The 26,158-nt window shown below is 58.4% G+C and carries 24 protein-coding genes, 2 tRNA genes and 1 pseudogene; 7 read left to right on the top strand and 20 right to left on the bottom strand.

The features are described 5' to 3' along the window. Window positions 1-17: 17 nt before the first annotated feature. The 4 genes and pseudogenes from HMPREF2651_RS09600 to cobC all read right to left on the bottom strand — a co-directional run. A pseudogene (locus HMPREF2651_RS09600) lies at window positions 18-683 on the bottom strand (histidine phosphatase family protein); the annotation flags it as partial. A 24-nt stretch (window positions 684-707) separates the two neighbouring features. Then, on the bottom strand, window positions 708-1,451 hold the full coding sequence (locus HMPREF2651_RS09605) for a zinc ribbon domain-containing protein (RefSeq protein ID WP_038625957.1): 744 nt from the start codon (window positions 1,449-1,451) through the stop codon (window positions 708-710). A 5-nt stretch (window positions 1,452-1,456) separates the two neighbouring features. Continuing rightward, window positions 1,457-2,644 carry a Nif3-like dinuclear metal center hexameric protein gene (locus HMPREF2651_RS09610; RefSeq protein WP_070586039.1) on the bottom strand — a complete coding sequence of 396 codons (1,188 nt, stop codon included), beginning with the start codon at window positions 2,642-2,644 and terminating at the stop codon, window positions 1,457-1,459. Window positions 2,645-2,713: 69 nt separating this feature from the next. Continuing rightward, window positions 2,714-3,847, bottom strand: coding sequence for an aminotransferase class I/II-fold pyridoxal phosphate-dependent enzyme (gene cobC, locus HMPREF2651_RS09615; protein WP_038625961.1), 1,134 nt, complete (start codon window positions 3,845-3,847; stop codon window positions 2,714-2,716). 35 nt (window positions 3,848-3,882) lie between these two features. Between cobC and HMPREF2651_RS09620 the strand changes: the two genes are divergently transcribed. Together HMPREF2651_RS09620 and HMPREF2651_RS09625 are read left to right on the top strand one after the other, a co-directional pair. Further along, on the top strand, window positions 3,883-4,563 hold the full coding sequence (locus tag HMPREF2651_RS09620) for an HAD hydrolase-like protein (protein WP_049181610.1): 681 nt from the start codon (window positions 3,883-3,885) through the stop codon (window positions 4,561-4,563). A 68-nt stretch (window positions 4,564-4,631) separates the two neighbouring features. Continuing rightward, on the top strand, window positions 4,632-5,135 hold the full coding sequence (locus HMPREF2651_RS09625) for a low molecular weight protein-tyrosine-phosphatase (RefSeq protein WP_370547223.1): 504 nt from the start codon (window positions 4,632-4,634) through the stop codon (window positions 5,133-5,135). Here the strand turns inward: HMPREF2651_RS09625 and HMPREF2651_RS09630 are convergent. Continuing rightward, the gene (locus HMPREF2651_RS09630) at window positions 5,132-5,713 is read right to left on the bottom strand and encodes a GtrA family protein (protein WP_038625967.1); all 582 of its coding nucleotides are present in this window, start codon (window positions 5,711-5,713) and stop codon (window positions 5,132-5,134) included. The two genes, HMPREF2651_RS09625 and HMPREF2651_RS09630, sit on opposite strands and share 4 nt — an antisense overlap. A 275-nt stretch (window positions 5,714-5,988) precedes the next feature. On the opposite strand from HMPREF2651_RS09630, the gene HMPREF2651_RS09635 reads away from it, so the two are divergent. Continuing rightward, window positions 5,989-6,975: an SURF1 family cytochrome oxidase biogenesis protein gene (locus HMPREF2651_RS09635; protein ID WP_049181612.1), complete on the top strand. Its 987-nt coding sequence runs from the start codon at window positions 5,989-5,991 to the stop codon at window positions 6,973-6,975. Window positions 6,976-6,983: 8 nt separating this feature from the next. Here the strand turns inward: HMPREF2651_RS09635 and HMPREF2651_RS09640 are convergent, their stop codons facing one another. From HMPREF2651_RS09640 to HMPREF2651_RS09655, 4 genes are all read right to left on the bottom strand, one after another. Further along, entirely contained in the window at window positions 6,984-7,967 is a 984-nt protein-coding gene (locus HMPREF2651_RS09640) for a cobalamin biosynthesis protein (protein WP_370547261.1), read from the bottom strand. Continuing rightward, a complete protein-coding gene (locus tag HMPREF2651_RS09645) occupies window positions 7,933-8,538 on the bottom strand; it encodes a zinc metalloprotease (protein WP_038625973.1) in 606 nt (201 codons plus the stop codon). Before HMPREF2651_RS09645 ends, HMPREF2651_RS09640 begins: the two co-directional genes overlap by 35 nt. 71 nt (window positions 8,539-8,609) lie before the next feature. Next, a tRNA-Val gene (locus HMPREF2651_RS09650) sits at window positions 8,610-8,681 on the bottom strand. Window positions 8,682-8,804: 123 nt separating this feature from the next. Then, window positions 8,805-9,215: a DUF3052 domain-containing protein gene (locus tag HMPREF2651_RS09655; protein WP_005511050.1), complete on the bottom strand. Its 411-nt coding sequence runs from the start codon at window positions 9,213-9,215 to the stop codon at window positions 8,805-8,807. Window positions 9,216-9,491: 276 nt separating this feature from the next. Between HMPREF2651_RS09655 and aceE the strand changes: the two genes are divergently transcribed. Together aceE and HMPREF2651_RS10845 are read left to right on the top strand one after the other, a co-directional pair. Continuing rightward, window positions 9,492-12,248, top strand: coding sequence for a pyruvate dehydrogenase (acetyl-transferring), homodimeric type (gene aceE / locus HMPREF2651_RS09660; protein ID WP_038625976.1), 2,757 nt, complete (start codon window positions 9,492-9,494; stop codon window positions 12,246-12,248). Further along, window positions 12,248-12,607, top strand: a complete 360-nt coding sequence (locus HMPREF2651_RS10845; protein WP_049181616.1) for an acyl carrier protein — start codon at window positions 12,248-12,250, stop codon at window positions 12,605-12,607. Before aceE ends, HMPREF2651_RS10845 begins: the two co-directional genes overlap by 1 nt. On the opposite strand, the gene HMPREF2651_RS09670 is transcribed toward HMPREF2651_RS10845, so the two are convergent. From HMPREF2651_RS09670 to HMPREF2651_RS09685, 4 genes are all read right to left on the bottom strand, one after another. Then, on the bottom strand, window positions 12,583-13,206 hold the full coding sequence (locus HMPREF2651_RS09670; RefSeq protein WP_049181618.1) for a DUF3145 family protein: 624 nt from the start codon (window positions 13,204-13,206) through the stop codon (window positions 12,583-12,585). The two genes, HMPREF2651_RS10845 and HMPREF2651_RS09670, sit on opposite strands and share 25 nt — an antisense overlap. 268 nt (window positions 13,207-13,474) lie before the next feature. Further along, window positions 13,475-14,329, bottom strand: a complete 855-nt coding sequence (locus HMPREF2651_RS09675; RefSeq protein ID WP_049181619.1) for a serine hydrolase domain-containing protein — start codon at window positions 14,327-14,329, stop codon at window positions 13,475-13,477. A 10-nt stretch (window positions 14,330-14,339) separates the two neighbouring features. Next, window positions 14,340-15,716: a dicarboxylate/amino acid:cation symporter gene (locus tag HMPREF2651_RS09680; RefSeq protein WP_049181620.1), complete on the bottom strand. Its 1,377-nt coding sequence runs from the start codon at window positions 15,714-15,716 to the stop codon at window positions 14,340-14,342. A 320-nt stretch (window positions 15,717-16,036) separates the two neighbouring features. Next, on the bottom strand, window positions 16,037-17,680 hold the full coding sequence (locus HMPREF2651_RS09685) for a DHA2 family efflux MFS transporter permease subunit (protein ID WP_141746496.1): 1,644 nt from the start codon (window positions 17,678-17,680) through the stop codon (window positions 16,037-16,039). 279 nt (window positions 17,681-17,959) lie between these two features. Here HMPREF2651_RS09685 and HMPREF2651_RS09690 point away from each other — a divergent pair. After that, window positions 17,960-18,033: transfer RNA gene (locus tag HMPREF2651_RS09690), tRNA-Ile, on the top strand. A gap of 343 nt (window positions 18,034-18,376) precedes the next feature. On the opposite strand, the gene HMPREF2651_RS09695 is transcribed toward HMPREF2651_RS09690, so the two are convergent. From HMPREF2651_RS09695 to HMPREF2651_RS09715, 3 genes are all read right to left on the bottom strand, one after another. Continuing rightward, on the bottom strand, window positions 18,377-18,979 hold the full coding sequence (locus HMPREF2651_RS09695; RefSeq protein ID WP_049181685.1) for a cadmium resistance transporter: 603 nt from the start codon (window positions 18,977-18,979) through the stop codon (window positions 18,377-18,379). Further along, the gene (locus HMPREF2651_RS09700; RefSeq protein ID WP_049181684.1) at window positions 18,976-19,335 is read right to left on the bottom strand and encodes a Cd(II)/Pb(II)-sensing metalloregulatory transcriptional regulator CmtR; all 360 of its coding nucleotides are present in this window, start codon (window positions 19,333-19,335) and stop codon (window positions 18,976-18,978) included. Before HMPREF2651_RS09700 ends, HMPREF2651_RS09695 begins: the two co-directional genes overlap by 4 nt. 872 nt (window positions 19,336-20,207) lie before the next feature. Continuing rightward, a complete protein-coding gene (locus HMPREF2651_RS09715; protein WP_038625984.1) occupies window positions 20,208-20,774 on the bottom strand; it encodes a thymidine kinase in 567 nt (188 codons plus the stop codon). 94 nt (window positions 20,775-20,868) lie between these two features. On the opposite strand from HMPREF2651_RS09715, the gene HMPREF2651_RS09720 reads away from it, so the two are divergent. Continuing rightward, complete coding sequence (locus HMPREF2651_RS09720; protein ID WP_049181681.1) at window positions 20,869-21,873, top strand: PfkB family carbohydrate kinase; 1,005 nt, start codon at window positions 20,869-20,871, stop codon at window positions 21,871-21,873. A 60-nt stretch (window positions 21,874-21,933) separates the two neighbouring features. Here the strand turns inward: HMPREF2651_RS09720 and HMPREF2651_RS09725 are convergent, their stop codons facing one another. The 4 genes from HMPREF2651_RS09725 to HMPREF2651_RS09740 all read right to left on the bottom strand — a co-directional run bounded on the left by HMPREF2651_RS09725 (window position 21,934) and on the right by HMPREF2651_RS09740 (window position 25,905). Then, a complete protein-coding gene (locus HMPREF2651_RS09725; protein WP_049181676.1) occupies window positions 21,934-22,566 on the bottom strand; it encodes a MusI family membrane protein in 633 nt (210 codons plus the stop codon). A 115-nt stretch (window positions 22,567-22,681) separates the two neighbouring features. Next, complete coding sequence (locus HMPREF2651_RS09730) at window positions 22,682-23,596, bottom strand: carbohydrate ABC transporter permease (protein ID WP_370648091.1); 915 nt, start codon at window positions 23,594-23,596, stop codon at window positions 22,682-22,684. Then, window positions 23,597-24,442 (bottom strand): carbohydrate ABC transporter permease, encoded by an 846-nt coding sequence (locus HMPREF2651_RS09735; RefSeq protein WP_016423090.1) that lies wholly within the window; start codon window positions 24,440-24,442, stop codon window positions 23,597-23,599. Window positions 24,443-24,621: 179 nt separating this feature from the next. Further along, window positions 24,622-25,905, bottom strand: coding sequence for an ABC transporter substrate-binding protein (locus HMPREF2651_RS09740; RefSeq protein WP_222867013.1), 1,284 nt, complete (start codon window positions 25,903-25,905; stop codon window positions 24,622-24,624). Window positions 25,906-26,158: the final 253 nt, after the last annotated feature.

Raw genomic sequence — 26,158 nt, forward strand, 5'->3', positions numbered from 1 at the left:
CCCGCCGTACCGGGCTGCTAACCACGCAGGTAGCTGGTGTCGTTAATCAGCCGCACTGATGTCGGCCCATCTGCGTAGAACTCCGCGATGGAGAGGCTGGCCAGGTCCAGGTGCAGGCGGGTGAAGATTTCAAAGCCACAGCCGAGCCCCTGGCGCAGCAACGACTTGATTGGCGTGACATGGCTGACTACCAGCACATCAGAGGCACCGAATTGTTGAGCGATGCGCTCACGCGCGGCGCCCACTCGGCTATCGACCGAGCGGAAATCCTCCCCCTCCGGCGGCGCCACGGTCGGGTCCGCGAGCCAAGAACTGTGCAGCTCAGGGGTGGAGTTGTGCGCCTCGGAGAAAGTCATGCCCTCCCACTGCCCGAAGTCGGTCTCCCGCAGGTCCTCGTCAACGTGGATATCCAGGCCGAGCGCATTTGCTGCCGCCTCTGCGGTCTGCTGTGCACGACGCTGTGGAGAGGCCACAATGGCAGAGAAATTCATGTTGCCGCTATCGACCAGCTCTACGAGGTGCCGTGCCGCCGCTGCCGCTTGCTGCCTGCCGACCTCCGTCAGGTCGGGGTTCGAACGACTTCCCGAGTACTCCCGGCGAATCGACATCGGCGACTGCCCATGGCGCAGCAGCACCAGCCGCGTGGGGTCCGTGGTCGCACCCGTCCAGCCCGGCGCGCTATCGCGCTTGTCTGCAGCCTGGCTCATTTACTTGCCTTTCACTGCTCCCAGCGTTTCCGCACGCACGATCATCGCGCCACATTCAGGACAGAACGTCACTTCTTCCGGCGCGAGCGTGGTGAATTCATGCACGGTTCCGACATCGAGCTCCATGAAGCAGGAACCGCAGGTGCGCCCGTTCAGGCGTGCAACAGGGATGCCGTTAGCAAGCGCTAGACGACGGTAAAGCTTGGCTGCCGAACCATCAATGAGTTTGTCAGCCTCTTCGATTCGGGTCTCAGCGATGGAAATGCGCGCAATGAGGTCAACCTCGGCGTCGTTAAGCCTTTGCTTGGCGGCGACGATGTCATCGTGCGCCTCGTCGGCGTCGTATTCGTGCTCAGCGTCGACCTGATAGGCCTCCTGCATGCGCTCGTACTGCTGGAGTTCCTGTTCAGCGCGTTCGCGGCGGCGCTCGGTGGAGCGCAGGTCGTGTTCGAGGTCACGGCGCGTGGATGCGTCTTCTGTGGCACCGAGCGACAGACGGTCTGCCTTTTCGCGAGCCTTCAGCTTGTTGATGTCCGATTCCAGCTTGGCAATATCGCGGCCAATATCGGAGGCGCTGAGCTTGGAGCGCGCTGCCTCACTGGCCTGACGGCTGTGCTTTTTGCGCAGCTCCTGCAACTCGGCACGCTCGGGCAGAACGTTCTGGCGGGCGGTGAGCCCATCCAACAGAGTTTGGTTTTCCGCCTTTTCCAACATCGCCACTTGGATTTGTGGACTAAGCCTCATGGTCTTCACTTCCTTGCCTGTGTCGACGATTCTGCCACTGTCCAGGGATCGGTGCGCACCTCAAGGACCTCGGTCGCGACCCCGAGCCTCTCGGCCAGCATGTCTGCGGCCTGGTAGCACCAGGGGAACTCGCTGGCCCAGTGGGCCGTATCCACGACGCAGAAGTCCGCGGTCCGCAGCGTCTCATCTACAGGATGATGCCGCAGGTCCGAGGTAACAAAAGCATCGACGCCCATCTTCGCCACAGTGTCCAGGAAAGAGTCGCCCGAACCAGATGCAACGGCAACCGTACGAATCATCCGCTCCGGATCGCCTGCGCCGCGCACGCCCCATGCCGTTGCAGGCAGACGCTCAGCCACACGCGCAACGAAGTCCTTAAATGGCATCGGCGTATCTAGCGTGCCCACTCGCCCAATGCCCACAGCCTGCTGCGGGTCCAGACCGGTGGCCTGATTGTCCACGATGTCGAATGCCGGTTCCTCATACGGATGCACTGCAACGAGAGCCTTAACAATCACCGCGCGCATGGACCGTGGTGCGACCATCTCCAGGCGCACTTCCTCGACATACTCGACCTGCCCCTCGGCGCCGATGAAGGGATTTGCCCCGCTCAGCGGGCGGAACTGGCCGCGGCCGTTAATGCGAAACGCACAGCTGTCGTAGTCGCCGATAGTGCCCGCGCCCGCCTCAAACATGGCTTGCGCGACCTTATCGACGTGATCTGCCGGAACCTTCACCGTCCAGGTATCCAAGCCGGGAGCCGGCTGCGGAGCTAGCGGCGCACCCGGTTCGACTCCGAGCATCGTGGCCAACTGGTCATTGACACCCGGTCGTGCGCTGTCAGCGTTAGTGTGCGCTGCAAAGAGAGCTACACCTGCCCGAATCAGCTTATGAATAATCCGACCCTTCGGTGTATCCGCCGCCACGGAATTCACACCGCGCAGAAGCAGCGGATGGTGCACAACGAGCATCTGAGCACCGGAGGCAATCGCGCGATCTGCGACCTCGTCAGTGCAGTCCAGCGCCAACGCGATGCGACGCACCTCATCCTGCGGGTCACCGCAAATCAGGCCAACTTTATCCCAGCTCTCCGCCAGTGCCGGCGGGTAGGCCGCGTCCATCGCCGTACGCACGTCGCCAACGGTCACCACCGAGTTATTGCCCTCGGCACGGGTCTGCGCAGAGTCCGTCATACATCCATCCCTTCAACATGCATTTCTCTCCAGCTTCTCTTCCAGCGTAGTGAACTCTGCCCCACCGCATCAGTTCTGCGACAGCAAATCCGCTACTTCCGCAACAAGCCGCCGCACACTCGCGTCATCCCGCACGGCCAGCCGCCACCACGAACCGTCCAGGCCGGCAAAGGTGTCGCAACGCCGCACGGCTACTCCGCGCGCAGCGAGCCGCTGTCTCAGACGCTCATGCTTGACGACGTCAACCTCCGCAGCACCCTGCCCATCGTGAGAACTCCGGTCACCTCCCGGACGCGCCAGGACAAAGGGAGCCTCGGAATCCAACACTTGCCAGCCGGCGGCCACTAGCAGCTGGGTCATAGACTCGCGCTGCTGACGAATCTCGGCACGAATTTCTGATAGCAGCTCTTCCTCACGACGCGCGATTTCCGCCATAGCGGTAAGTTGCAACGTGCCCAGCGGCCAGTGCGGACGCCGTCGCGCCAGCTGTGCCAGGAGCTCCGGGTGACCGAGTGCGTAACCGCAGCGCAGACCTGCGATTGCCCAGGTCTTAGTCATACTGCGGAAAACGATGACATTATCGGGGATTCTGTTCGCTTCCCCCGGCCTGCAATCGGCTAGCGAGCACCGCCGAATAATCTCGCCATCGGCGACGTCCATAAACGCCTCATCCACGACCAGGATTCCACAACGGCTGGCGAGCCCCCGCAGGTCATTCGCTGAATGAGCAACGCCGGTGGGGTTGGTCGGATTGCCGATGATGACCATCCGGCCTTCAAGCTGCTGGGAATGCGGGAAGGATGCGTTCTCGTGGACGTCGGCAAGCGTAGGCATGAGCGTGTACGGCGACGGCAGTACCAGCGAATCCACCTCGACTCCTGCGGCGAGGAAGGCGGCTTCGGGTTCGGTGAACTGCGGCTGGACGATTGTGGCGGGCAAGCCCAAGTGAGGCAAGAGCGAGAAGCCCTCGGCGACGCCGTGGAGAAGCAGTACCTCGTCGGCGCTGCGATTGTGGTTGGCGGCGATGGCGGCGCGGACGTCGGCATCGAGCTGCGCCGACGGATACGCGGCAAGTTCTCCGAGGGACGTGGCCAGCGAGTGCTGTAGCCACTGCGGTGTGGTGCCGTGGACATTGACGGCAAAGTCCAGGTCAGCGCCATGGGCGGCCTGGTCGCCGTGATAGCGCAGCGGGTCGTCTAACATGCCATCCAGCCTAATGACCTTTTAGGATGAACAATATGTCCACTGGCCATCGCCCCACTGTCCTTATTGATGTCGACGGCACCATCGCCGATTCTCTCCCCGCAATCGCACATGGATTTCGCCTTGCATTGGAGGAAATTGACCGCCCACTTCCGCCTGAGAGCTTCATCAACACGATTCCCGGGCCGCCAATGGTGGAAACACTCGCATCTCTCGGGCTTTCCGACGAACAGGTCGACCGAGCCTTCGCTGTGTATATGGAGCATCAACACGCCGGTGCTTGGCAGCGTGCCGAGATGTTCCCCGGCTGGCCGGAGCTCCTGCGCGATTGGCGGGCAGCAGGCGTACAGCTAGCCACTGCGACTTCCAAGGGCGAGTACTTCGCCCGCAAGACCCTGGACAATTTCGGACTTCTCGACGCCTTTGACTTCATCGGCGCCGCCAGCGACGACGGCTCACGGCAGACAAAGACTGAGGTCATTGAGTACACGCTCAAGGAGTTGGGCATTGAACCCGATGAAGCAGTGCGCCCGCGTGGTTCGGTCGTAATGGTCGGCGATCGCATCCATGATTTTGAGGGCGCAGCACAGTTCGGCATCCCCGCCATCGCTGTTAAATGGGGCTACGGCTCAGAATCTGAGTGGGCATCGGCAGCGGCGGTGGCGTCGTCGCCTGGGGACCTGAATCGTGTTGTGCGGGAAATGCTGTATCTTTAAGACTCGTCAACGATTAGTGACAATCCTATTTTTATTTTCCGAGAAGTTTGGTTTTGCCTATTATGCTTATGAACTCGTCGCATCGTACTGAGTCCGTGTACGTCGTGTTTGTCTGCTCCGGAAATATCTGCCGCTCCCCCATGGCTGAAATCATCGTCCGTGACGCAGTTGAAGCCAATGCGCTTGCCGACGATGTCCTGCTCGCCTCCTGCGGAATCGGCGGCTGGCATGTCGGCGAACCCGCCGACGAGCGGGCGCAAGCCGAGCTGGAAAATGCCGGCTACGACCCAAATCACACCGCCGCACAGCTAGGCGATGAGCACATGGATGCAACGCTTTTCATCGCCATGGATGAATCGCACATCAATGGTCTACTCCGCGCTGGCGTGCCAAAAGAAAAGATTCGCCTGCTGCGTTCCTTCGACCCGGCGTCCCCGAAGGGTGCCGTCGTGGCCGATCCCTACTACGGTGGCCCGGAGGGGTTCGTCCGCACTCGAAACGAAATTGAGGCCGCGACGCCGGGCATCATCGCATGGTTGCGTGAGACTCTGGCGCTGGCCTCTGAACGTTAAGGTTTCAAAACAACCTTTTCTTTTGTTTTATTGGCATTGCCTCGGTTTCGGAACGCCCAAATCTTATTCAAGATGAAGTTAGCGGGCGTGCCCAAGATGACACCGATGAGGTTTGCCCAGTAGAGGCGGTTCCTAAAACCGGTGGAGTCGTCGAAAATGTCCGTTGGCAGTGCCAGCGGCGAGGTGGGGTTAGTCAGCAGCGTAATGACAACCAGGTTCACAATCAGTGCTGAGATACCTGCAAATAAAAACGGGAAGAACTGTCTAAACCAGTTCGGGCGATTGTCAGTTCGGAAAGTCCAGGACCGGTTGAGCTGGAAGTTCCAAATATTAGCCACGACAAACGCCAGAGTTGCATAGACGTGGGAGTAACGGATATTCCACCGTGTTCCGAACAGGTTCAAAAACACGTCGTGTTCATTGGTGCCCAGACTGAGACCCAACTTACGGGCAATGATCACGACAATCAGGTTGACAACCACACCTGTGCCGCCGACCAGACCGAACTTGATGAACTGGCGCGAGACTGTGCTGAAGCGACGTGAAGGCGAAGATTTCGCTGTTTGCGTGCCCACCACGACACCTCTCTTTCCATCTATCCCGGGTAGATTCCCCGTCAAATACGCTCAAACAACTTTACCCGAAGTTCACTCAATCTCCGCGCAGGTGAATCCTTGTGAAAGCGAGATTTCCCTCACGGCAATCAGCCTTTTCCTCCCCCTCATCACCTCATCAGCACTGTGCTCATTTGGTATGCACTTTTAAAACAGGTGCCACTGCCCACCCGCCACAACAGTGCCATCCGCTCTAGTGCCAGCCGCTCTGGTGCCAGCCACAGCACCGGGTAAGCTCAATGAATGTGTTTAAGAATGTGCGCCAGTTTCTGACCCCTGGATGGGTTCTCACTGCGATTGTCGCCATTGCGTTTTCCTATCTCGCATTTACTGTTCTGGCTCCGTGGCAGTTGGGTAAGAACACCGCGACGCAGCATCGCAATCAGCAGCTTGAGCACTCATTCGAGCTCAACCCCGTAGATGTCAACGAGCTAATGCCCAAGGGCAAAGGCTTCGTCGAGGGCAACGAATGGCGTCGCGTTACCGCCACCGGGTCCTTCCTGCCGGATACCCGCGTACTATTGCGTAACCGCCCAGTAAATGGCGCACCCGCTGTCCAGGTACTCGATGTCTTCGTCGCTAACAATGGCGAAAATTACCTGGTCAACCGTGGCTTTGTGCGTCCTACAGACTCCAGCACCCCCAATGTTGAGCCAGCCCCGAAGGGCACCTTGACTATCTCGGCCTTTATCCGCCGAAACGAGGTTCCCGCCGAGACCGCCCCAATCCCCGGCACCCCGCCGCAGGTCTACGGAATCAATACCAAGGAAGTGTCCGAGCTCGTCGGCACCGAACTCAACCCCGATTGGCTTCAGCTCTCGGACAAATCCGATGCCGTCATCGAGGCCATTCCGCTGCCCACCCTGGAGTCCGGCCCCTACCTCTCCTACGGCATCCAGTGGATCTTCTTCGGCGCTCTCGTGCCGCTGGCCGTCGTCTGGTTCATTCGCGCCGAGATTGTCGAACGCAAACGCGACCGCGCGGAGCAGGAGGAGATGGCCAAGAATCTCCGCGATGCCGAAGCCGCAGAACCAGTCAATCACGCTGATGACACCGAGGACGCGGCACCCGAATCGGACGATGCCACCACTTCCACCCCTCCGCCGGCTAAGCCCGAAGAGGATCGCGCCGCTGAGCTGCACCGTCAGCGCATGGCGCAGCGCTACGGCAACACTGGCCACCGCGCCGCGGGTTATCGCGATAACCGATACGACGAGCGTTTCTAACTCTCAGTTCACGCTTTCACTCGTCGAACACATCCGGCAATTACTGCTGCTCCGGCGCAGCTTAGCGCAACGATGTTTTGTACTCGCTTGCTCAGCCCTGCGGCACGCCGCACATCGGCCACCGCAGGCCTCCGACCACTGCCAAGCACCGGGCGCATCTCCACTCCGCTGGGATACACCGTCGCGCCGCCCAGCTGCAGCCCCAGCGCGCCTGCAGCGCTTGCCTCCACGATGCCTGCGTTTGGGCTTGGGTGGTTGCCGGCGTCTCGTCGCCACGCTGCCAATGCTTGACGACGGTCCGGACCTGCAACCACAGTTGCGACAGCTGTAAGTCTCGCGGGGAAGAACCCGACGACGTCGTCAAGCCGTGCACTGGCCCACCCGAACTGCCGATAGCGAGCGTTGCGGTACCCCACCATCGCGTCGAGGGTATTAGCCGCTCGATGAGCGACCACACCAGGAGCGCCTGCAATGGCACCCCACATGAGAGTGCCGGTGACTGCGTCGGAGGTATTTTCAGCGAGCGATTCGACGGTCGCTCGGGCGATGCCATCAGCGTCGAGAGCTTCCGGATCACGCGAACACAACCACGGCACAAGTTCGCGGGCGGCATCGATGTCGCCGGAAGTGAGTCGGTCAGTCATGCGCTCGCCAGTACGGCGGAGAGTAGTGCCGCCGAGCGAAGCCCACGTGGCGGCAGCCAGCGTGAGACTCGGTGCGACTGTGCTGGCTGCGGCGGCAAGCGCTACCGGCGTGGTCACTGCGATTGCGGTGAACGCCACACCGCGCGCTTTGGAGTCGGCGTAGATTCGGCACTCAAGTTTGCTGACGGCCTGCCCGTAGAGGGCCACCGGATGGTGATTGGTGGGATCTGCGAAAATGCGGTCAAGTGCATACCCCACTGCGATGGCCGCTCCACGCCGCCAGAGGTGTCGACTTCTGGCATGTGTACACAATCTAATCAAATTGCCCCTGCAGAACGGCTGCGACATCGAGCGGAGTGACATGCGCTGCCGGATGGCGGTGCTGCGATGCGGCCATCAAGGTGTAATCACAAGTGTGCCGGATACCGAGCAAGTGCCCAAACTCGTGGGCAAGAGTGCTGCGAATTGCATCGGGATAGAGAGTGGAAGTAACGAAAACCGTCATCTCCTTACTAATTTCCGATGCAGAAGCCAAGACGCGCGAGTCCGGCCTTGGCACATAGCGAACGTTCACAGTATCCGAATCAGCCTTGTCCTTGGTCACTTCCCGAAGCACAACCTTGCCACCGAGCTTTTCATTCCACTCTTGAGTAGCAGCATCTAGCTGTGCGCGGTACGGAAAATCTGGGGCAACAACGTAATCCAAAGTGCCATCGGCAATATAGGAAGGCATCTGATCCGAGAGATGGAGAATCGACGGATTATCCACCGGCTCGCCCGCATTTGCAGCCTTGACCATTGCTTTACAGGTGGCCGAATCGATTATCGGTTTCCCATCCCCGCCGATTGCGTAGGCGGGAGCGCCCGCGAGCAGAGATCCGACAAAAACAATGGTGGCAAGCGATTTTGTAAAACGCACAGACCGGAAGTTTAGCACAAACAAAATCCGCCCGGATTCTCCGTTACAAGAATCCGGGCGGATTATATCTGTGCGGCGAGAGGGTTTCGAACCCCCGACCGCTGGTGTGTAAAACCAGAGCTCTACCGCTGAGCTATCGCCGCGCTGCTGCGAAACTCTAACACACGGAAAACATAGATTGCCAATTGCGCACTACAAACAGCGTTTATGTCGATTGTTTCAACAGCTCAGCTAGTAGCCGATTCAAACGGGACAGCTAGAGCCGGTTAGCTAGAGCGCTGCACCAGGCAATTGCCCTGCCAATCCCCCAGCCGAAGCGCCGAGGTGTTGGAGAAACCTGCCAGCTGTGCGGACTCGTCAATCACGCCAGGATCAATGGCACCCGGCTGACCAGCGCCCGGCGTGAGTAGCCAAACGCGACCTTCATCCTCCAAAGGGCGGGAAGCATCCACAAGACCATCGACCAAGTCGCCGTCTTCTTCACGCCACCACAGCAATACGACGTCGACAACTTCATCCGTGTCTTCGTCGAGCAGGTCTGCATCCAGGAAATTCTCGACCGACTCACTGATTGCTGAGTCACAGTCTGTATCCCAGCCAACCTCCTGGACTAGCTGACCTTCCTTGATGCCGAGCCTGCTCGCATATTCATGAGCAGCGCCTGTGGCGTTGACCACTTCCCTTTTCCTCCTCTAGAAAAAATATTCAGCTCGATTTTTCGAACTATGTGGAGAAATTTTACCGCTCAAATACATTTTTCACAGCTGCAAAATAAGAATTTCCCCAAAAAGGTGCAGTTTTCGCGGTGTTCTTCGCAATGTTCGTCGTAAAGCCAAGCGGATTATTCGGTGAAAGCGTGTGTAAGAAACGGCTAGGGGCACAACAAACGATTCAGAAGTAGAGTGGAGAACAATAACCTTTGCCTTTCCTTCAGGGACTGAAAGGAGCTCACAATGTCCGATACATCGTCAGGTACGCCACAAGCCCACTCTGATGAGTCAAATTTTGCCCTTATCCGTGATGGGGTCGCCTCCTATCTCACGGATGCAGATCCTGAAGAGACCAAGGAGTGGCTTGAGTCTCTCGACGGCCTGTTGGAAGAGGCAGGTCCGGAACGCGCACGCTTCCTCATGCTGCGACTGCTGGAACGTGCCACGGCAAAGCGCGTGGCCCTACCGCCGCTGACCTCGACAGACCTCGTCAACACCATCCCGACTGAGATGGAGCCAGAATTCCCAGGCGATGAGGACATTGAGCGCCGCTACCGCAAGTGGATCCGCTGGAATGCGGCAATTATGGTCCATCGCGCACAGCGTCCAGGTATCGGCGTGGGCGGACATATCTCCACCTATGCGGGTGCCGCACCGCTTTACGAGGTCGGCTTTAACCACTTCTTCCGCGGCAAGGACCACCCAGGCGGCGGTGACCACGTCTTCTTCCAGGGCCACGCTTCGCCGGGCATGTACGCCCGTGCATTCCTAGAGGGGCGCCTGACCGAAGAGGACCTCGACGGTTTCCGACAGGAGGTCTCCCTCGGTGAGGGCAATGGCCTTCCCTCCTACCCGCACCCGCATGGCATGCCGGAGTTCTGGGAGTTCCCGACGGTGTCTATGGGGCTGGGACCAATTAACGCTATCTACCAGGCCCGTTTTAACCGCTATCTCCATGACCGCGGCATCAAGGACACCTCACAGCAGCACGTTTGGGCCTTCCTCGGTGACGGCGAAATGGACGAGCCGGAATCCCGTGGTGCCATTCAGCATGCGGCGCTGAACAACCTGGATAACCTGACATTCGTCATTAACTGCAACCTGCAACGTCTCGACGGTCCGGTGCGCGGTAACACCAGCATCATCCAAGAGTTGGAGTCGTTCTTCCGCGGCGCTGGTTGGAATGTCATCAAGGTCGTTTGGGGCCGTGAATGGGACGAGCTCTTCGCCAAGGACAAGGACGGCGCACTAGTCGACCTGATGAATAAGTTCTGCGATGGCGATTACCAGACGCTGAAGGCTAACGACGGCGCTTGGGTGCGAGAGCACTTCTTCGGCCGTGACCCGCGCACTGCCAAGCTGGTCGAGGACATGACCGACGAGGAGATTTGGAACCTCCGTCGCGGTGGCCACGACTACCGCAAGATTTACGCTGCCTACAAGAAGGCCTTGGAGACCAAGGATCAGCCGACTGTCATCCTGGCGCACACGGTTAAGGGCTATGGCCTTGGCCACAACTTCGAGGGCCGCAACGCGACCCACCAGATGAAGAAGCTAGCACTCGACGACCTGAAGCTTTTCCGCGATAACCAGCGCATTCCAATCTCCGACGAGGAGCTGGAGAAGGATCCCTACCTGCCGCCGTACTACAACCCGGGCCCGGAGTCCGAGGAAGTGCAGTACATGCTGGAGCGACGCAAGGAGCTCGGCGGTTTCGTGCCAGAGCGCCGCACTAGCTACGAGCCTCTGACAGTGCCAAAGCCTGAGAGCCTGAAGAACCTGCTCAAGGGATCAGGTAAGCAGAAGGTTGCCACCACTATGGCGACGGTGCGTGTTTTCAGGGACCTGATGCGCGATAAGGACCTCAAGGATCGTTTTGTGCCCATCATCCCTGATGAGGCCCGTACTTTCGGCATGGACTCCTGGTTCCCGACGCTGAAGATCTACAACCCGCACGGCCAGAATTACACTCCGGTCGACCATGAGCTGATGCTGTCCTACAAGGAAGCGAAGGACGGCCAGATTCTGCACGAGGGCATTTCCGAGGCGGGCTCTGTGGGGTCGTTTACCGCTGTCGGCTCGGCGTACGCCACCCATGGCGTTGCCATGATTCCGCTCTACATCTTCTATTCGATGTTCGGTTTCCAGCGTACGGCTGACTCCATTTGGGCCGCTGGTGACCAAATGACCCGTGGCTTCCTGCTCGGCGCTACAGCTGGTCGCACGACGCTGACCGGTGAAGGCCTGCAGCACATGGACGGTCACTCCCAACTGCTGGCGGCTACGAACCCGTCTGTGGTCTCCTACGACCCGGCGTTCGCCTACGAGATTGCCTACATCGTCTGCGACGGTATCGACCGCATGTACGGGCCAGAGCGCGGCGAAGATGTCATCTACTACCTGACTATCTACAATGAGCCGACTTCGCAGCCGGCTGTCCCGGAAGACCTCGATGTCGAGGGGCTACTTGGCGGTATCTACCGCTTCCGCAAGGCTGAGGGCGACAAGCATGTCAACCTGCTGGCTTCCGGCATTGGCATGCAGGAGGCGCTGCGCGCCGCGGACATCCTGGAAGACTACGGCGTGGCTTCCTCGATTTACTCGGTGACATCGTGGAATGAGCTGGCCCGCGATGGGCACGAGCGTGACACTGAGCGTCTACACAACCCGGCTGAAGAGGTCGACGACGCCTTCGTTACCCGCCAGCTGTCCGACACCGATGGGCCGTTCATCGCAGTGACCGACTTCCAACGTGCGGTCCCGGAGCAGATTCGCAAGTGGGTTCCGGGTGACTACACCGTCCTCGGCACCGACGGCTACGGCTTCTCGGATACCCGTCCGGCCGCTCGCCGCTACTTCAACTCCGACGGCGAGTCAGTCGCTGTTGCGGCCCTGTCCGCACTGGCACGCGCTGGCAAGCTCGACATGAATGTCGCCCAGGAAGCAGCTGAAGAGCTGCAGATTACCGATCCAACCGCAACCACTCAGGACGCTGAATAATGACCTCAAGCCTTGGAGATCAGCTCAGCGCCCTACTGGGCACACAGGTCACCGGTGACGCTGACGATGCCTCTCCTAATGCAGCGAACGGGGGCTCGAAGAAGAGTTCCGCCGACGCTGACCTGCCCGCAGGTCTTCACGGCGAGGTCGCGGCAATCGTCAAAAAGATGGCTAACGACGAGGTGGAGTCCTTAGAGCTCTCCACCCCGCTGACCGACTACGGTTTTGACCGCCTAAGCGTCGTAGAGTTGGCCGTCCGTTGCGAAGAAGAGCTGGGAGCCCGCGTTGAGGACGAGGACATTTCCTCGTTTAAGACCCTCGGCGATGTAGTTGACTACATCGCCGCCCGGCGCGGGTAGAGCTGCAGCACGTTAGCTGCCTCTACCCCACCAAGGTCTGCGTTGCCAGCGGTCGAGTTGCCGCTGGCACTGTCGGTCCCGGCAGGGGTGGACGTCGTAAAGCAGTCTTCGGGGGCGTAGCCTGCCGTCATCATGCGCATCGGCTCTAACACGCGGTCCCACGGCCCACCGATGGCCGCGTCGAGGGCACCTTTGATGTCGCCGCCGCGCGCCATGATGGAACGCAGCGCGTCTTCGTTGATCACGATGTTTCCGGCGGCATCGGTCTGTCCGGAGAAAGTCCCCAGCTGCGGGGTATGGCAGTAGCGCATACCGTCAATGGCGTAGCCGTCATCATCCACGGCTGGGTCTTGCGCCAGCTCGAAATAGAGGCGCGGCCACCTAGCCAGGTTGTCCACCAGTGTGGCGATGGTGTCAGCACTTGCAGTGAAAGGCACCTCAGCGCACAAAGTGGAATCCTGGTCGGTCGCACGCCAAATATCCCGGCCTGGCTTAGTGCCATCGGGCATGCTGAGTCGGGCCAGCGCCCACGTGATGTGTGGTTGCAGCGGCCCTGGCATGCTGTGAATCCACAGGACGCCTGAAAGTTGGGTGCGCATAGACGAAGGTCCTCGGAAAGGTTGCGGTCAATTGGTGTAAGACGAGATTCGTCTTCCCCTACGAACTCATCCAACGACACTTGCCACACTGCAGAAAAAGCACTGCGGTAAAACAACACTTCTGAGGTTTGCGTTGCACGTGTTTATGATTGTTATTTCCAAGACGGCTGCTGGCAACCCTCAAGTTGTCCTTAATCCCCCAGATGTGATTTAACGCTGAGACGAAAAATCGGCGCCGCAAGCGACGCCGGCTTACTCCACATCCCCCTTAATCCTCAGCGTGTTCTTCCAGCTCACTCCAGAGTTCGTCGTTGAAGTCGGCCCATAGAGGCTTTGCCCACTCGCCGAAATCTCGGTCGGTCAGCGCGATTGCCGCCCGTCCGGTTGGACGATGCAGCCACAGGAGTGTGCCCGCTTGCCCAAAATGGCCTGCGACATCCTTGGGCATCGAGGCACCAAACCACAGCCCCTGCTTGGAATCGGGGTGCCCGAAGATCTCAAAGCCCAGGCCCCAATCGGCCGGACGTTGCATACCATAGCCAGGCACAACACCATTCAGCCCCGGGAACTGCACCGTCAACGCCTCAGTCACGGTATCGGGATGCAGAAGAGTCGGGGCGAGAATCTCATCGACGAAGGCCATGAGATTAGCGACGCTGCTGCGCGCGCCATGCCCTGCCGAGCCATCCAGCACGGAATCCGCCATCCCTAGCGGCTCAAACACAGCCTGGCGCAGGTATTCACTAAACGGCATGTCTGCCTCCGCGGCGATTACATCGGCGATGATGTCAAAACCCGCGGAGGAGTAAATACGCCGCTCCCCTGGCTCTTTTTCCAGCTCACGGCTGGCAAACCCCACCCCGCCGGCGTGCGCCAGTAGGTGACGCACAGTCGCACCACGACCGGGTGGCGTGAGCTCTTCATTGAGCTCCAGCGCACCCTCTTCGACGGCCACAAGCATTCCCACGGCCGCCAACAGCTTGGTCACACTGGCCAGTTCAAAAACTCGGCCGCTATCACCGTGGGTGTGCCAACTGCCATCGTCGGCACGCGCGGCAGCCGCGACCGCATCGACTGGCCACTGGTCAACTTGCGCTAGAACAGACGGCTTCCAAGAAGTCATGTCCTCAAGACTACGCAAGCGCGGCAGACGTGGACTTCTCAGCAGGCGCGTCCGCAGACTCGTCGTCCGACTCGTCAGCTGTTTCGTCGGCTGGCGACAGGTCGGCGTTGGCGCTTGCGTCCCACTCGTCCTGGCCCCAAATTCCTGCACGCTTTGCGACGACCAATGGGACCACGGCCTGGCCGGTGACGTTCACCGCGGTGCGTCCCATATCCACAATCGGCTCAACAGCCAGCAGGAGGCCGACGCCGGCAAGTGGCAAGCCGAGAGTCGACAGAGTCAGGGTCAGCATGACGGTAGCGCCGGTGGTGCCAGCAGTTGCAGCCGAACCGATAACGGAGACGAAGATGATGAGCAGGTAGTCCGTGAAGTCCAGCGGTACCCCGTAGAACTGCGACACGAAGATAGCTGCGATAGCCGGGTAAATGGCAGCGCAACCATCCATCTTCGTGGTAGCACCCAGCGGCACTGCGAAAGAGGCGTACTCATCCGGCACTGCCAGACGACGCGAGACAACGCGCTCAGTGACCGGCATGACGCCCATCGACGAACGAGTAAAGAAGCCGAGCGAGGTCACTGGCCAGACGCGACGGAAGAAGTCGATTGGGCTAATGCCATGAATCTTCAGCACAACTGGGTACACAACTGCGATAACCAGGAACAGGCCAATGTAGATGGCAATGGCGAACTTGCCCAGGCTGCCAAGTGCTTCCCAACCGTACTCAGCGACAGCATGACCGATCAGAGCCGCAGTACCGATTGGTGCCAGACGGATAACCCACCACAGCACCTTCTGCACGATGGTCAAAAGAGAGCCGGAGAACTCGATGAACGGTTCAGCCTTCGGGCCGACCTTTACTGCGGCAATACCGAAGACAATCGCGATGACCAGCAGCTGCAGGACGTTGAAGTTCAGCGAGCCGGATACAGCACCGTCAGATTCGCTGATCTTCACACCAAGGCCGAGGAAGTTCTGCGGGACAATGCTCTGCAGGAATCCCCACCACGAGCCCACAGAATCCGGTTCCTGTGCAGCCGAGGCATCGACGCCGGAGTTAACGCCCGGCTTGATAAGCAAGCCCAGGCCAATGGCAATAACCACCGATACAAAGGATGTGATGGCGAACCAAATAAGCGTCGAAACAGCCAGCTTGGCTGCGCCTGCGACCTGGCGCAGGTTGGCAATCGACACCACGACTGCGGTGACCACCAGCGGCGGAATGAGCAGCTTCAACAGCGTGACGTAGGTACTGCCGACCTCGTCCAGCGCTGTGCGCAGCGAGGAGTCATCGCCAGTACTGCGGGCCATGAAGCCCAAAATGAGACCAATAATCAGGCCATAGACAACTTGGGCACCGAAGCCGGTCGCCCATTTGAATTTATTCACTTTTCCTCCTGGATTTTTATCTGTCTGAAAACACTTATGGCGCGCTTTAGGTCATCTGACATATGCGCGTGATGGGGTATCCGAGGGCCGCTGGGCTCAGCCTCGAAGAGGTAGGCGCAACGGGGGCGGAAACCTGAAGTGTTTAGCGACAGGAGGAAGTGGAAATTCGGCCGTAATCGAGCCAACGCCGCTTTGTGAGCATTTTCATGTTGGTCATTTCTATCTTGCAAGTCCGGTTAAGAGACAAACGATAAGACTGCCACGATTGATGTTGTGACACCAATTCCCAACGCAGGCTCACAGCCAAATATTCCGAATCTTTAATTCGTTTTCTCAGCCTGCTTGCGCAGCTGCAGTACCTTTAGCGAGCAGAGGAAACCGATAGTTAGCGCACCGACGGCGGAATACAGCGCAAACTGTGTGGCATGTGCAAACGCATTTGTCAGCGGGATCAATACAGCGTCGGAAGCGCCCTGCGCCCGCAGACCAATCAGGGTAGAGCCGGCGGAATCCTTCAGCCCCTGCCCCATCTGCTCCAGTCCCGGCGACAACTTCGCAATCTCGCGATCCAGCCCAATCGTCAACGCCATACCACCGAGTGCCGCACCGAGAGCAGAACCAATCTGCCGGATTGTCGACTGCGTCGCCGACGCCTGTCCCGACAGACGCACCGGAATATCGCCGAGCACCAGCGAGGTCAGTTGCGCCGACGCCAGGCCAAGGCCCAGACCGTAGATAATCAGCGCAAACACAACTAGCCACAACGGCAGGCCAACACGCTCTTCCGCCGCCAACTGCAGCGAACCAAAGACCTCGAGCCCCAGCCCCACAATCACGACACCGGCCGGGGTAATCCGGGCCGCCAGATGACGTGCCATGGCACCTGCGAAAAACGCGCCGAGAGCCATCGCTGCCAGGACCAGGCCAGTTGCAATCGTCGACAAGCCAATCGCCGACACCAAGTAGAGCGGCAGCACGAAGACCAGCGCGAACTCACCCACCGCGACGAGCATCGCCGTCGTATTCCCCCAGCTAAACGTGGCGTAGGAGAACATCGACACATCCAACAGCGCAGGATCCGCGTTCTTCCGACGACGATTCTCCCACAGCACGAAGGCGACGAGCACCACCGCACCAACCAAGAGCGTGACGACGGGCGCGGAGGGAAAAGCAAACCCAATCTTGGCACCCTGAATGATGCCGAAGACGACGGCACCAAAGCCGATTCCAGATAGCAGCAGGCCGAGAACGTCGAAACCACCAGCGCCATTGGTCTCGCCCGCGGTGTTCGGCACCCAGCGCAGCGCAAGGAGGAAAAGCACCACAGCGATGGGCACATTGACCCAGAAGATGGCTTCCCAACCAGCGAATTGAGTAAGGACGCCACCCAAGAGCGGGCCGACTGCTGCGGCACCGGACATGACCGCACCCCAGATGCCGAATGCGGTGGCGCGATCTTTGTCACGGAACAGTGCGTTAACGCTGGACAGTGTCGACGGCAGAATGCACGCGCCACCAATGCCCTGGATAACGCGGGCTACGACCAACGGGGCCAAGGATGTGGAAAGCGCGGCCACAACGGAGCCGCCCGTGAAGATGACCAGACCGACGAGAAAAAGGGTTCGACGGCCAAAGCGGTCACCAGCACGGCCAGAGGTTAGCAGCAGCGCGGCGAAGACGACGGAGTAGATAGTGGTAATCCACTGCGCACCGACGATGTCGAGGCCCAGCTCCGAAATGATAGTCGGCAGTGAGACACCAACAATGGTGCCGTCGAGGACAATCATGCCTAGGCCAACCGCAAGCACGAGCAGGCCCCACCAGCGCTGTGGCGAGGCCGAGAACTCAGCAATCTGATCCTCGTTGGCGATTGCCGTGACGGCGGTGCCCTCCGCTTTCTCTGTAGCACCGGGTTGTGCGTCGGCTGAGACGTCGGCGCTGCTCAAGGAAGGTTTCGTACTCATAGGATTAATGCTAGAAGTGTCCAAGTACTGATTCATCAACCGAAAGTCGTAACTTTGCGGGCTTTGGTTGGCGGAGAACGGGGAGGCACTTTTCTTCGTCGCGACCGGGAGATAAGGTCATTGAGAACTAGGGACGGCTTCATTGGGCCTGTATAACTGCACCTGGAACCGCTGGATATAGGGCTTTTATCACCGCACGGTGGCTGATTGCTATGATGCTATGAGGTTTTGGGCACTGGTTTGTAGCGCTTAATTGTCGCTTCACAGCACCCAATCCTTGCCCCTATAGCTCAGTCGGTTAGAGCAGAGGACTCATAATCCTTTTGTCCCAGGTTCGAGCCCTGGTGGGGGCACTAAATGCCCTGGGGGTTTCACGAAACTGTTCCAATCTTTTCACGAAACCTCCTGTCGGCCGAAGGAAAACGGCCGCGAACACAAAAGTGACCCGCTCCGTTCGTTCGGAGGGGTCATTTTTCTTTGTCTGAACGCCGTTCCTGCTCGGGTTATAGCGCGGATTGTTTATGAGCGCGGACCGAGCCGCGGAAGAGTTTCCGTACTCATCTGGTGGCGCGGTTTTTGCAGCGCTTCATAGCGGTCTTGTTGCTGTGATCACGCAGGACTGGCTGCGGGTAGTTGTTGGGGTCTGAACCGAGAGGGGTGTGCCCGGTCGGGGCCGTTTGGAACACTGCCGCTACGTCAGAGCCCGAAGGCTCCGCCACTGACGAGGATCACGATGCCGAGGCCGATGAGAACGATGGGAAAGAGGATGTGCTCCCAGCGTTCGAGCACTTCCGCGATCGGAGGGCGGGTGGCGACGAACTTTGCCAGGGCCACCAGGACCGCAACGAGCGCGAGGAAGATAACGCAGTAGGCGACTACCGCGAGAGGTTCCACGCTGAGGAATACAGGGGTGTAGACGCCGATGTTGTCGCCGCCGTTGGCAAAAGTGACGCCTGCGACTGTCCCTATACCGACTTTCTTGCCGGCAACCTTGGCCTCATCGTCATCGTCGTCATCGTCTCCGCGCCAGGCCTCCCATGCGGCCCAGAGGCCGAGGCCCAGAGGGATGAGACCAAAGTATGGGATGGCTGCCGAGGGCAGGAATGCTCCGGCACCGATGGTCACAAGGATCGCGGCAGCGAGGATGCCGGCAAATCCGAGGTACTGGCCGGCCAGAATACGGGCGGTGGTGCCGCGCTGGCCTGCCCCTCGCGCGAAGAAGAGGGAGAGCACGATGATGTCGTCGATGTTGGTAGCTGCGAACAGGCCTATCGCCTGCAAGACCGTGGTGAGGATCATGCGTCCTCCCCAGCTGCGTAGCACCCGGCAACCGAGCAGGCGGGATCGATGCACGGGGCATCTTCATCTACTGCCAAGGTGGCATCGACCAATGTAGTCAGCGCCTGCGCCAGGTGCGGATCGGCGATCTCATATCGCGTCCGACGCCCCTCGGGCTCGGAGACGACAATCCCACAATCGCGCAAGCATGCCAGGTGATTGGACACGTTCGAGCGTGTCAGGTCCAGATCTCGGGACAGTTCCGCCGGGTAAGCGAGATGGTCGAGCAGGGTCAAGATGATCCGGGATCGAGTGGGGTCGGCCAGTGCACGACCCAGGCGGTTCATCACGTCGAGACGCGAAGCAATAGTCAGCATGCACTGAACTATACAGCGGGCACTGAACTAGTCAAGTTCCGGGTAGCGGTGCAGCTGTGTGTGCTGCTCAAGAGACAGTGGAAGGAGCAGAGATGGCAGAGATTCCGGCAAAGTTGCGAAAACAGCGTCGCCAGCTCGAGATTCAAGTTGCGCACGAGCCTGGCGTAGTTCGCGAGATCCGTTTTCAGGCCCCAAGCAATGCCCCGAACGGGACAACTCTCGATGGCCTCATCATCTTGAACCGGGAAGGCTCGAACAAACTTATCTACCTCATCCGCAGCCTAGACTCGATTCCCGTTTGCAAAGGGGGCACCTCGGGGTTCGACGACGGTTCGCGCCGCCAAGGAGAGCCTTGCCGGATGGATTGCCGAGAGGGACAACGAGAGACAACATCGGCGACGGTGCATACTTGGTTGAACCACGCTCGTTTCTGGTGATCGGCCCATGTGCGATTTGTGCCGCGCCGAAGGCAACCTAATTGACTAGAAGTTCCGTAGGTTTGAAAGTTTCCGCTCGAACCGTAAGTCACCGGAGGTGCTCACCTTTGACGAACTTGTCGAGCGTTCACGGTGGAGCGTGGAGCTTGCCGAGAGGCAGGAAGAGGCGGAAGCGGAATTTCCTGACTTCCCGTTCCAAGGAGCGCTCCTGTTCACATCATATAATTGACTCCTGTCGTGTAACCGGGGGCGAAACCCGGTGTAACCGGGGTGTAACCGTGGACCTGATATAACAGGTCAGGAGGTTTCGTGAAAGTCCCGCCCTGGTGGGCGAACTTCCACGGTTCGACTGCCGGGGCTGTTCCCTTTTTGTTCCCTATTTCTCTTCGCCCGTTTTCTTGTCTAGCTCTAGCTCTCGGGACTGTCCTCGGCAGCTCACGCCCATTTACCCGACATCCGGTTGTAGCAGCTGGCACATAGGGAGATGTACTTCGGCGCTTCGAGTGCCTCAATTTCCACGGTCTCGCCGTCGAGAATAATGCTGCCGTCCGGGTTCAACCGCGCCGTAAAGATGGCCTTCTGCCCACAGGTGCAAATTGTCTTAATTTCCTCAATGGTGTGGGCGACTTCAAGCAATCGCTGGGAGCCCGGGAAGGCATGCGTGCGAAAGTCGGTACGCAGGCCATAGCAGAGCACCGGAGTACCGCGAAGGGTAATGCCCAGCAACTGGTCAACCTGGTCGGGGGTGAGAAACTGTGCTTCATCGATGATTAGGCAATCGTGGCCGTCGGCAAGCGAGGAAAGGTCATCGCCGTCGTGGATGAGGTGCGCGCGTTCCGCAATTCCGATGCGGGAGTGCACGTCGCCGTCAGCCAAAGTATCCACGGCCGGTTTGGCGATCAACGGTCGCATATCGCGCTCGCGGTAGTTGTGGGCGACGCGAAGGACCTCGATGGATTTTCCGCTGTTCATGGTTCCGTAGCGGAAGTACAGTTTTGCCATAGCCATCGATTGTAGGGCATCGATTCGCGGGCTCTGACGGGCGTGGAACCGGGCGGCCAACGCGGATTTCAATTCGCGACTATCCTATATTTTTATGCAGCCGAATCCTGACCTGAATGAGAATCCAACCGTTGTTGTATGCGGATCGATCCACCTAGATACCCTGGTCCAGGTCGATAGCGTCCCCGTCGAAGGTGGCACGCTCATCGTTGATGACGGCACTAATTCGCTAGGCGGTAAGGGCGCTAACCAGGCCGTTGCCATTGCTTACGACGGTGTCCGTGCTGTCATGGCCGGTACGGTTGGTGAGGATCGCGCTGCGGACGTCGTGGTCGAGGAACTCAACGCACACGGCGTAGATGTCCACTCCATTAAGACTTCCTGGGATTTGCCGACCGGCAGCGCTTTCGTTGCAACGAACCGCAAGGGCCGCCCGGTCATTTTTGTCCAGCGCGGTGCCGATGCGCTGACCGATCCCACCGATTTCGTCGATGAGTTCGCATCAGCGGATGTCGTGCTCGCACAGGGCGAGCTCCTCCCGGAAGCAACTGAGGCCATCGCGTCCGTCGCATCCATGTACAGCGCGCGACTGGTACTGAACCTTAATCCGGTCGTAACCGTTACACCTGCGCTGATTGACCATGCAGATCCACTGATTGTCAACATGAAGGGTGCCTGGGAAACAATCCGTCGCCTGGACATCGCCGAGGGCATCCGCGCTACCGACTACCGCGCACAGCTCGAGGCACTACTGCAGTACTGCCCCAGCGTCATAATGCTCCGCGGCGACCACGGCTGTCTCTTCGCACAGCACTCCGACGGTCTCGATGACGAGCCGACAATCTACGAGCATCCCGCGCTCAAGCTGCCAGAGGAGAAGATTGTCGACGGCACTGGCTCCGGCGACGCATTCGTCGGCACGCTCACCGCGGAACTGGCTAAGGGTACCTCGCTTTACGACGCCGTCCCTCTGGCCACCGCAGCAGGTGCAGCAGCCGTACAGGCGGTCGGCGCATGCTCCGCGTTTGTCCGCCGCGAGAAGCTGCTAGAGATGGTCGAGGCGGAGGACTTTCCCCAGATTAAGGAGTACGAGGGCTAAGGGCCGTCAACAGCCTGGTGTGCGAGCTGGCACCGATTAAGTCAGTGCCAGTGGGAAAACCTACCCAGCATTGTCTGGCAGAACGGGCTCAAGCGCCAGCATCACCAAATACCAACTCAGCGAGTACCCGATGAGGAAGACATAGGTAGCGATCGCGTAGATCTTCGCCGGAAAAAAGAAAATGGCCGCGGGCACGATGAGAAGCGCCAAAACTGCGAGCGCAGTCCGCGGCAGGTTTTTGACAGTCATGCTGGTGGCCGTTGCCAGGGTTCGGCGTAGCGACGATTGACCGTCGGAAAGCGAGCACAGCGAGTAGACCCACGCGGTAATTCCCAGCAGTATTAGCGCCCCGGAGGTAACTCCTGCGGCGAAGATTAGGCCGACAGTGCCGAGGTCCGCGCGGGAGATAACGTAGAACTCATAGCCGATGGCACCGGCGAGAACCAAGGTGAACAGCCACCACAAGGTTGGTGTGCGCCAATTGTCCAACAGGGTGCGTAAGAAACGCCGTACGGGCCTCGAGCCCTCTTCACGGACCATATCGCGAGCGACCACTACTCCAGCGCGAGTTGCGGCGCCTGCAGTGACTATAGGGATGGATGCGACGATCATCAGCAGGTTGATGATTACAAGGTCTGCTAACAGCGACCAGGCTGCGTAGAACTTTGTATCGGTGCTGAAAAATCTATCCACGAGTTCATATCTTAATAAAGGCTGATTAACAGACGAAAGCCTCAACCTACGCGGTTGAGGCTTTCGCTTTGGAAAAACGCGGTGCTTGGCACCCTATGCGCTAACGCTTAGGCGGCTATCCCTTAACGGCACCCGCAGCAACACCCTCGATAATGTGCTTCTGGGTAGCGACGTAGAAGATCACAATCGGAATGATTGCGAGCACCAGCATTGCCATCATCGCGCCGAGGTCACGATTACCGTTGGAGCCAACGAAGCTCTGCACGACAACCGGAATGGTCTTGTACTTAGTGGACAGGCCAATGACCAGGTACGGCAGCAGGTAGTCGTTCCATACCCACATCGCGTTAAGAATTGCGACTGTCACTGCAGTCGGCTTGAGCATGGGCAAAACGATGCGGAAGTAGTTCTGCATCGGAGATGCGCCGTCAATCATCGCGGCTTCCTCGATATCGATCGGGATGGACTTGATGAAGCCGGCAAACATGAATACCGACAGGCCAGAACCAAAGCCCAAGTAGAGCACCACAATGCCGATTGGGTTGTTCAAATGCAGCATGTCGGCGATCTTGACGGTCGGGAACATCACCATCTGGAACGGGATGACCATCGAGAACACAAACAGGTAATACAGCAGCGAGGTCCACCACGTCTTCACTCGCGTGATGTAGTAAGCCGTCATCGCAGAGAAGAACACAATCGCAATAACCGAGAGGATCGTGATGACAAAGGACCACACGATCGCCCAGCCGAAGCCCTCCTTCATCAGGCCGACGGCGTAGTTTTCGAACCCGACCCACATGTCACCTAGTGGCAGCTGGAAGGGGTTATCTGAAATTGCGAACTTGGACTTGAACGAGTTGAAGATAATGAACGCGATTGGCCCCAAGAACACGATGGTCAAAAACACCAGAATCGCGTAGATGATGACCTTAGATACGCCTCCCACCTTGGCCTCGTCCTGCTTAGCGGGCTTGGCCTTTGGGAGCTTGGTGGTCGTTTCAGTGGTCATTGCAGCATCGACAGACATTTATGCCTCCACTTCCTTGCTGCGAGTAGCACGCAGCTGCAGCATCGCGATCGCTACGACCACGACGACGAAAATTACTGCCTTGGCCTGACCAACGCCCTCCACACCAATTCGGTTGAACATGGTGTTGACGATGTTCAGAGCAACCATTTCTGTCTCTGAACCCGGCGCACCATTGGTCAGGGCCAAGTTTTGATCGAAGAGTTTGAAAGTGTTCGACAGGGTCAAGAAGAGGCAAATGGTAATCGATGGCATGACCATCGGGATAGTAACGTGCCGCAGAATCTCCCAGCGTCCGGCGCCATCAATCTCCGCAGCTTCAATGAGCTCCGGCGGGACATTCTGCAGACCGGCAATATAGATAATCATCATGTAGCCGACCAGCTGCCAGTTGATGAGGATGATTAGACCGGCGTAACCGAACTTCCAGTCGGACACAATCGTCGTACCGTAGGATGCCAGCACGGCGTTAATCATCGACTGCCAGGTGTAACCGAGCACGATGCCACCGATAAGGTTCGGCATGAAGAAGACTGTGCGGAAGAAGTTCGTGCCCTTCAGCTTGCGCGTCAGAATCCATGCGATCCAGAACGCGAACAAGTTCACAGTAATGATGGAAACAACAACCACCATGAGAGTGAATCCGAAGGAAGCGACGAAGCCCTCGCGCTCGCTAAAGGCCTTCTGATAGTTCTCGATACCAACCCACTGCGCATTAGTGATGGTTGTGAAGTCAGTAAATGATAGGAAGAAACCGATTACGAACGGCACCAAGAACGCGATTGCAAAGGCAATCAGTGTGGGTAGCACGAAAATTGGGAAATACTTTTTCAATGTTGCTTGCATCTACAACACCGCTCCTAAAGCTGAAGGCGGAGCCCAGTGTCTCGAGACCGGTTTAACAGGTCACCGAGCCCCGAGCTCCGCCTTGCCATTGGTTTAGCTCATTCCGTCGGTTGTTCATGCACGAGAAACTTTCGCTTCACGCTCACCGATGGAATGGCTCACCTTTGATTTGCTGGTATTTAATTGTTTGGAGATTCCGCATTCCAGCTGTCGGCGAAAGTCTCGACAACCTTGTCCCACGGCATCTTTCCGGAAGCGTACTGCGCCAGCGCTGCGCCAAAATCATCCTTGAACTGCTGAGACGGGAAGTACTGGAAGTCCCACGGGATGGTGGTCAGGTCCTCGTTCTCAATTGCTGCGGCAACTTCCTTGGCCAGCGGGTCATTCGGAGTGTCGGCTTCAGTGAAGTTCTGGAACGGAGCGATGAATCCAAGATCCTCGACGACGTACTTCTTGCCCTCATCGGTGTTGAACAGCCAGTTGACGAAGTCCTTCGTTGCCTTTTGGGAAGCCTCCGAAGCCTTAGAGTTGACCGTCAGGTAGTTTTCAGTACCAACCGAGATGCCGGTCTTATCCTCGTCCTTCAGACCCATGTACATAGGCATGAACTTAATCTTGTCCTGCTTGACCACGTTGCCAGAGACATCGTTGATCTGGGACCATGCCCAGTTGCCATTCTGAACCATAGCGGCCTTGCCCTGAGCGAACTCAGCCATCGAGTCGGACACAGCCTTCGACGGGGCCAGAGTCTTTTCGACAGTGGAGTTATTCAGGTACAAATCAAAGAGGTTCTTGAACTCCTTGTTGTACTTGAACTTCACATCAGCGGTTTCCTTGGTGCCAAGGTCCTCGAATTCATAATGAACCGGCCCGTTGGCCAAGTGCGTCTGCCAGCGCCAATCCTCACCGGAGGCGAGCGAGGTGGAAGCGAAGGTGCCGGAGATTCCCAGCTTGTCCTTCTTGGCCTGCATGTCCTCAGCGACTTCCTTCAGCTTTCCGAAGGCCTTGATTTCGTCGATGCTCTTGGCCTTGGCATCAGGCATCGCGAAGTACTTGTCCATGATCTCTTCGTTATAGATCAGGCCAAATCCCTCGACTGCAAACGGGACGCCGTATACCTTGCCGTCCTCCCCCTTCAGCGGCTCAATGCCCTCGTTGAGGTTTTGTGCAATTTCAGTGTCAGACATGTCTGCCATGTATTCCTGCCAAGTACGCAGGCCCGCCGGACCATTGACTTGGAACAGTGTTGGCGCGTCCTTTTTACCAATCTCGGCCTTCAGAGTCTGCTCATAGGAATTCGAAGCAGCGGTAACGACCTTGACCTGAACACCAGTCTTGTCAGTGTATGCCTTCGCAATCTTCTGATATGCGGCATCCTGCTCCGGCTTGAAGTTAAGGAAGTAGACACCACCATCTGCAACCGCATCATCACTCGAGCACGCAACCAAACCAGCGGTTGCCATCAGGCCTGCTGCACACAGAGCTGAAAGGCGCTTGAAGTTCTTCACTATATTTTCTCCCTTGAGAAGAAAGGCCACTTCAATGGCACCCTCCGAGTAATTCGGACGGATATTTGCCAACAGCCGTGGCCTAATTGGATTATCCCGCCCTGCGGCTAGAAGTAGCCTTTCATGCGAACTTCGATGCCACCCACGCGGGCATTCGGTCTCACCAAAATCTTACTTGACCAAAACCAATTTAGGTTGGCCTTCAGTC

Source organism: Corynebacterium sp. HMSC063A05, assembly GCF_001809695.1.
Lineage (GTDB): Bacteria > Actinomycetota > Actinomycetes > Mycobacteriales > Mycobacteriaceae > Corynebacterium > Corynebacterium amycolatum.

Excerpts from the sequence above, each read along its gene's own strand:
- aceE (WP_038625976.1), top strand. The coding sequence starts at position 9,492 with ATGTCCGATACATCGTCAGGTACGCCACAAGCCCACTCTGATGAGTCA.
- HMPREF2651_RS09730 (WP_370648091.1), bottom strand. The coding sequence starts at position 23,596 with ATGTCTGTCGATGCTGCAATGACCACTGAAACGACCACCAAGCTCCCA.
- HMPREF2651_RS09610 (WP_070586039.1), bottom strand. The coding sequence starts at position 2,644 with ATGACGGACTCTGCGCAGACCCGTGCCGAGGGCAATAACTCGGTGGTG.
- cobC (WP_038625961.1), bottom strand. The coding sequence starts at position 3,847 with ATGTTAGACGACCCGCTGCGCTATCACGGCGACCAGGCCGCCCATGGC.
- HMPREF2651_RS09635 (WP_049181612.1), top strand. The coding sequence starts at position 5,989 with ATGAATGTGTTTAAGAATGTGCGCCAGTTTCTGACCCCTGGATGGGTT.
- HMPREF2651_RS09740 (WP_222867013.1), bottom strand. The coding sequence starts at position 25,905 with ATGGCAACCGCTGGTTTGGTTGCGTGCTCGAGTGATGATGCGGTTGCA.
- HMPREF2651_RS09715 (WP_038625984.1), bottom strand. The coding sequence starts at position 20,774 with ATGGCAAAACTGTACTTCCGCTACGGAACCATGAACAGCGGAAAATCC.
- HMPREF2651_RS09670 (WP_049181618.1), bottom strand. The coding sequence starts at position 13,206 with ATGCGCACCCAACTTTCAGGCGTCCTGTGGATTCACAGCATGCCAGGG.
- HMPREF2651_RS09605 (WP_038625957.1), bottom strand. The coding sequence starts at position 1,451 with ATGAGGCTTAGTCCACAAATCCAAGTGGCGATGTTGGAAAAGGCGGAA.
- HMPREF2651_RS09625 (WP_370547223.1), top strand. The coding sequence starts at position 4,632 with ATGAACTCGTCGCATCGTACTGAGTCCGTGTACGTCGTGTTTGTCTGC.
- HMPREF2651_RS09695 (WP_049181685.1), bottom strand. The coding sequence starts at position 18,979 with ATGATCCTCACCACGGTCTTGCAGGCGATAGGCCTGTTCGCAGCTACC.
- HMPREF2651_RS09685 (WP_141746496.1), bottom strand. The coding sequence starts at position 17,680 with ATGAGTACGAAACCTTCCTTGAGCAGCGCCGACGTCTCAGCCGACGCA.
- HMPREF2651_RS10845 (WP_049181616.1), top strand. The coding sequence starts at position 12,248 with ATGACCTCAAGCCTTGGAGATCAGCTCAGCGCCCTACTGGGCACACAG.
- HMPREF2651_RS09620 (WP_049181610.1), top strand. The coding sequence starts at position 3,883 with ATGTCCACTGGCCATCGCCCCACTGTCCTTATTGATGTCGACGGCACC.
- HMPREF2651_RS09720 (WP_049181681.1), top strand. The coding sequence starts at position 20,869 with ATGCAGCCGAATCCTGACCTGAATGAGAATCCAACCGTTGTTGTATGC.
- HMPREF2651_RS09735 (WP_016423090.1), bottom strand. The coding sequence starts at position 24,442 with ATGCAAGCAACATTGAAAAAGTATTTCCCAATTTTCGTGCTACCCACA.
- HMPREF2651_RS09700 (WP_049181684.1), bottom strand. The coding sequence starts at position 19,335 with ATGCTGACTATTGCTTCGCGTCTCGACGTGATGAACCGCCTGGGTCGT.
- HMPREF2651_RS09640 (WP_370547261.1), bottom strand. The coding sequence starts at position 7,967 with ATGTCGCAGCCGTTCTGCAGGGGCAATTTGATTAGATTGTGTACACAT.
- HMPREF2651_RS09675 (WP_049181619.1), bottom strand. The coding sequence starts at position 14,329 with ATGACTTCTTGGAAGCCGTCTGTTCTAGCGCAAGTTGACCAGTGGCCA.